A 5726-nucleotide genomic window follows, 5' to 3' on the forward strand; every position below is an offset into this window, starting at 1 on the left:
GGCGATCGCGTACGCCGGGGCCGTGGGGCTGGAGCGGCTGCATGCGGTCGTTGTCGACAACGCCTCCGCCAGCCATGGCCGGCCCGGGGGCATCGCCGCGCGTTTCGAGGCCGCGGGGTGGTCCACGGCGACCGTGGACGGGCGTGATCACCAGGCGCTGTACGAGGCGTACACCGCGCCGCACCCGGGGCGGCCGCATGCCGTGGTGGCCCGGGTCGAGGCCAAGGTCTGATGCGATTCCAGTGTGAGAGGGACTGTTCTCATGGACACCATGCGTGAGCGTTTCGCCTCCGTCGTCTCCCGTCTTCTGGACGGCGATCCCCGGCTGGCCGTCGTGCTGGCCGAGATCGGTAAGGACGGCTTCACGGACGCGGCCCAGGCGCATCCCGACCGGGTGATCAATGTCGGCATCCGCGAGCAGCTGCTGGTCGGCGTCGGCGGTGGACTGGCCCTGACCGGGATGCGGCCGATTCTGCACACCTTCGCCAGCTTTCTGGTCGAGCGGCCCTTTGAGCAGGTCAAGCTGGACTTCGGGCATCAGGGCGTGGGCGGGGTGCTGGTGAGCGCGGCCGGTTCGTACGACTGGCCGGCGGGTGGCTACACCCATATGGCGCCCGGCGATGTGGCCCTGCTGGACACGCTCGACGGCTGGACCGTCCATGTGCCCGGCCATCCGGACGAGGCCGAGACCCTGCTGCGGGACGCGGCCACGGCCGGTGACGACTCGGTGTACGTACGGCTGTCGGCGCACTCCAACTCCGCCCCGCGGGACATCGTCCCCGGCCGCTTCCTGACCGTACGGGAGGGGCGCCGCGGGGTGGTGATCGCGGTCGGGCCGATGCTCGATGGCGTCCTTACGGCCGTCGAGGGGCTGGACGTCACCGTGCTCTACGCCACGACTGTGCGGCCCTTCGATGAGCGGGCGGTGCGTGCCACCGCTGGTGCGGCGGTGGGCGGCGTCGATGTCGTGCTTGTCGAGCCCTATCTCGCGGGTACCTCGACCGCCGCCGTGAACGACGCGCTCGCCGATCGCCCGCATCGGGTGCTCGGCCTGGGCATTCCCCGGCGCGAGCTGCGCCGCTACGGCACGATCGACGAGCATCTCGCGGGGCAGGGGCTGGACCCCGCGTCGTTGCGTGAGCGGATCTCTGCCTTCCTGCGGTGAGGGGGAGGCTCGGCCCCGTGGATCAGTGGTGTTTTTCGAGCCAGGCCAGCAGGTCCTGCTGGACCTCGTCCCGGTTGGTCTCGTTCAGGATCTCGTGCCGGGCCCCCTGGTATCCCTTCCAGGTCAGCTCCCGCGTGTCGCCGTAGCGGAAGTCCTCCAGGAGCTCGTAGACGAGCGTCATCCCCTGGTTGCACGGGTCCTCGGTGCCCACCGCCACATGCACCGGCAGCCCGGCCGGAACACGGGCCTGGTGGCGCGGGTCGTTGATCTTACGGACGCCACGGACCCAGTCCTGGGACAGCCCGGCGCTGAACGCGAAGCCGCACCGCTCGTCCGCCGCGTACGTGGCCACCTCCGCCCCGTCGCGCGAGAGCCACTCGAAGCCCGTCCGGTCCTGAAGGTGCTCGTACGGGTCGTTGAACGAGGCGAAGAGGGTCGGGGTGAAGGTGGACTGCGCGTTCCGGCCCCGCTCCGCGATCTCCTGCGCGATGCCCTCCAGCGCCTGCTCGGTCTCGGTGCCCGGGAGTGAGCGGAAGGTGCCGGAGAGGATCAGCCCGGCCAGCTCCTCGCCGTACTCCTGGGCGCAGTCGCGGGCCAGCATCGAGCCCATGCTGTGGCCGAGCAGGACCAGGGGCGCACGGGGGTGCGCGGCCCGCGCGCGGTCGCCGATGGCGCGCAGGTCCGAGACGATCGCCCGCCAGCCGTCGCCCTCCTCGCCCACGACGCCGAAGCCGCCCGTCGAATCGGCGGTGGCTCCGTGGCCGCGGTGATCCGAGGCGACCACCGCATAGCCGTGGGCGGCGAGGAAGCGGGCGAACCGGTCGTAGCGCTGGGCGTGTTCGGCGGCACCGTGGGCGATCTGGACGATCGCGCGCACGGCGCCGTTCTCCGGCAGCCAGCTGTAGGTCACGACCCGCACGCCGTCGGGCATGGGCAGATGGTCGGTGCGGTGGGTGATACCGCCGTCGGGCATGCCGTCTCATCTCCTTGCTCGAATCGATCTGGTGCGAATGGATCTGGTGCGAACGGAAGCCCACTCTCCCTTTGCCGGGCCCGCAAGCCAAGGGCATCGACGCGGTCCTGTCCTCCGGGGCGCGGGGTGTGTAACGATCAAGCGCTTGGTACCGCGTATCGACTGCCGATCCATACAACTCCCTCGCTCCAGGAGGACCGTTGGACTCGCACGACGCTTCGCTCTCCACCAGCTCTCCCAACTCCACCGGCTCGACCGGCGCCTCGGGCTCGCCCGACTCCCCCGGTTCGGAACGCGCTTCCGGTTCGCCCAACTCCCTTGATTCAACGGACTCTCCCGGTTCACCCGTCACAGCGGATGTCTTCGCCCTGTCGCGGCGGCGTTTTCTGCAGGCCGCCGCCGTGGGGACCGCCGCCGCCACCGCGGCCACCCTGCCCTTCGAGACGGCCGCCGCCGCACCGGCCCGGGCGGGTTCGCTCTCCTTCACCGCCGCCACCAACGGCGCGGCGACCCTCTCCCCGTCCGGCGACCGCCTGATCGCCGAGGTTCAGAACGTCCTGTGGTCGGTCGCCCGTAAGGGCGGCGAGGCCGTCGCGCTCACACCGGCCGATCTGGAGCCCACCCGGCCGGTCTACTCCCCCGATGGCAAGCTGCTGGCCGTCTGCGCTTACCGGGGCGGCGGATTCCATATCTGGACGCTGCGCCCCGACGGCTCCGGTTTGCGGCAGCGAACGGACGGTCCGTGGGACGACCGCGGTCCGGCCTGGTCGCCCGACGGCACCCGGATCGCCTTCGCCTCCGAGCGCGGCGGCGACCCCGTGGCGGGCAGCCCGTACCGGATCTGGGTGCTGGAGGTGGCCAGCGGTGAGCTCACCCGGCTCACGGGGGTGGACGGCCAGGACGGGCCACTCCAGGGCGGGGCCTGGGAGGACTTCGACCCCACCTGGTCCGCAGATGGCGAGCGGGTGCTGTTCGTGCGCGGCACACCCGCCGGGACGACGCTGAGCGCCCGTACGGTGGCCTCCGTACGGGCCGACGGCACCGGCCCGGTCACGGCCGAGCACACCGATCCCACCGCCGACGCCCAGGTGATGGCGCCGTCCGTGTCGGCGGGCGGCCACCTCGCCTATCTGCGCACTACAGCCGCTCCCGCCGCCTCCTGCACGCTGGTCGTGAACGGGCAGCCGGTGGCGATCACGGGCGATGTGCAGCCCGTGCCGCCCCGTTGGGTGTCGCGGGACGAACTGCTGCTCACCGTGGACGGGCGGTTCCGGGTGTTCCGGGTGCCCTCGGCGATGCGGTCCGGCGCCGGCGGAGACGCTGCCGGTGAGAGCACCGCCCGGGCCGGGCGCGCCGGTGAGGATGCCGACCGTAAGGCGCTTGCGTACGAGGAGATCCCCTTCTCCGCCACCCTCCCCGTCGACCGGCCCCGGTATCGGGTCAAGCGGTACGACTTCGACGGTGGCGGGGTGCGGCCGGTGCGCGGGCTGCATCTGCCCGCGCTCTCTCCCGACGGCCGTAAGGTGGCCTTCGCCGCCCTCAACTCGCTCTGGGTGGCCGATGTCTCCGGCGGCCGGGCCCCGCGCCGGGTCGTACGGGCCGCCCCCACCCGGTATCTGCTGGCTCCCACCTGGACGCCCGACGGGCGCGCCCTGGTGTACGCCGACGACCGCGACGGGCTGCTGGCCGCGCGCCGCCGGGACCTGGCCTCGGGCGAGGAGACCGTGCTGGCCTCCGGCGGCCGGGTGCATCCGGCGCTCTCCCCCGACGGCAAGCGGCTCGCCAGTGTCGACATGTCGGGAAACCTGGTCCTGCGCGATCTCGACGCCGGTACGGAACGGGTGCTCGCCGCGCCGATGGGCGCCGGAGGGCTGCCCGGCCGGCCGAGCTGGTCGCCCGACGGGCGCTATGTCGCCCTGTGCGATCGCAATCGGCTGAACCAGCGGTTCCGCGAGGGCTACAACCTGATCCGGGTGATCGACATCAGCACGGGTGCGGCCAGGCAGCATGCCGTCGCCCCGCACACCTCCCTCTCCGACCGCTATGACTCCGGACCGGTCTGGTCCCCCGACGGCCGCCATATGGCGCTCATCGTCGAGTCCGCCCTGTGGCTGCTGCCGGTAAGGGCGGATGGCACCCCCGACGGCGCGCCGCGCCGGCTGACCGACGAGGCCGCCGATCACCCCTCCTGGTCCGGGGACTCCAGCAGCGTCCTGTATCTGTCGGCGGGCCGGCTGCGGCTGCTGGACGTCAAGAGCGGCACCGCCCGGACGGTCCGTATCCCGCTGGACCACCGGCGGCCGCGCCCCGCGGACACCGTCGTCCACGCCGGGCGGTTCTGGGACGGCACCGGCGGCGAGGGCGGCGGCGCCCGTCGTGACGGCCGTAAGGGCGGCACGGTCCGCGAGGACGTGGACATCGTGGTGCGCGGCGGACGCATCGCGGCCGTGGAGGCGCATCGGGCCGGGCGGCCCGCGAAGCGGCGCGTCGACGCCTCCGGCCGCACCGTCATCCCCGGGCTGTGGGATGCCCATACCCACCCCTGGCAGTACACCTATGGCGGCCGTCAGACCGCCCTGCAGCTCGCGTACGGCATCACCACCGCGGTCTCCCTCGGCGGGTTCGCCTATGAGCAGGCGCGCCTCAGGGAGGCCGTCGCGGCGGGTGCCCTGGCCGGGCCGCGGCTGCTGGCCACCGGTGAGCTGCTGGACGGGCCGCGCGTCGCGTACAGCATGGGCCGGGCGCATCGCACCCGCGACGGTCTGCGGCGCTCCCTGGCGCGCGGTGCCGCGCTCGACTGGGACTTCGTCAAGACGTATGTGCGCGCACCGGGTTGGATCATGGAGGAGGCGGCCCGGTTCGCGCATGAGCGGCTCGGTGTGCGCACCGGCAGCCATCTGTGCTCACCGGGCATACAGCTCGGGCAGGACCTGACGACGCATCTGCAGGCCACTCAGCGGCTGGAGTACGGCCACGCCACGACGGCGACCGGACACTCCCAGCAGGACCTGACGGAGATCTACACCGCGACCTCCGACTTCCGGCTCATCGCCACGCCGTTCACGGCGTCGCCCCTGGTCGGGGCGGACCCCTCACTGGCGGAGGACGAGCGGGTCACCCGGCTGATGCCGCCGTGGGACACCGCGCTCGTACGGCAGCTCGCCGGGACGCCTCCGACCTCGGACCAACTGAACACGCTGCGCATAGAGATCGGGGTCTACCAGCGGATCCTCGCCGGGGGCGGGGTGGTGGCCCTGGGGACGGACCAGCCGCTGGTGCCGGTGGGCCTGCATCTGCACATGGCGCTGCGCGCCCTGCACCGGTTCGGGCTGTCGCCGGAGGAGGCGCTGCGCACGGCGACCGTCCTCCCGGCGCGGGCCTTCGGCGCCGACCGCGACCTGGGCACCCTGGAGGTCGGCAAGCTGGCGGACCTGACGGTCGTGGACGGCGATCCCTTCACGGACTTCGACACGCTGGTACGGACGGTGTCGGTGCTGCGGGGCGGGGTGCCGTACGAGCAGCGCGAGCTGGTCGAGTCCTTCCCGGGGGGCGGTGCCGCGGCGGCACCGCACGGGAAGTCGGCGGATG

At 72.7% G+C, this 5726-nt stretch carries 3 protein-coding genes and 1 pseudogene; 3 read left to right on the top strand and 1 reads right to left on the bottom strand.

What is annotated here, in order from left to right:
• Together GWI24_RS39470 and GWI24_RS39475 are read left to right on the top strand one after the other, a co-directional pair.
• Positions 1 to 232 (top strand): annotated as a pseudogene (locus tag GWI24_RS39470) (transketolase); the annotation flags it as partial.
• A gap of 30 nt (positions 233 to 262) precedes the next feature.
• Positions 263 to 1165: a transketolase family protein gene (locus GWI24_RS39475; protein ID WP_210950846.1), complete on the top strand. Its 903-nt coding sequence runs from the start codon at positions 263 to 265 to the stop codon at positions 1163 to 1165.
• Between the two features lie 22 nt (positions 1166 to 1187).
• On the opposite strand, the gene GWI24_RS39480 is transcribed toward GWI24_RS39475, so the two are convergent.
• Positions 1188 to 2138 carry an alpha/beta fold hydrolase gene (locus tag GWI24_RS39480; RefSeq protein ID WP_210950847.1) on the bottom strand — a complete coding sequence of 317 codons (951 nt, stop codon included), beginning with the start codon at positions 2136 to 2138 and terminating at the stop codon, positions 1188 to 1190.
• 368 nt (positions 2139 to 2506) lie between these two features.
• Between GWI24_RS39480 and GWI24_RS39485 the strand changes: the two genes are divergently transcribed.
• Positions 2507 to 5726, top strand: a 3220-nt coding sequence (locus tag GWI24_RS39485) for an amidohydrolase family protein (protein WP_210950848.1), incomplete at its 3' end; no start/stop codon positions are given.

Origin of the sequence: Streptomyces sp. MK37H (genome assembly GCF_018035285.1) — a bacterium.
In the GTDB taxonomy this organism is placed as follows: domain Bacteria; phylum Actinomycetota; class Actinomycetes; order Streptomycetales; family Streptomycetaceae; genus Streptomyces; species Streptomyces endocoffeicus.

Bases quoted from the DNA above. Each gene is read 5' to 3' on its own strand.
- GWI24_RS39475 (WP_210950846.1), top strand. From the start codon at position 263: ATGGACACCATGCGTGAGCGTTTCGCCTCCGTCGTCTCCCGTCTTCTG.
- GWI24_RS39480 (WP_210950847.1), bottom strand. From the start codon at position 2,138: ATGCCCGACGGCGGTATCACCCACCGCACCGACCATCTGCCCATGCCC.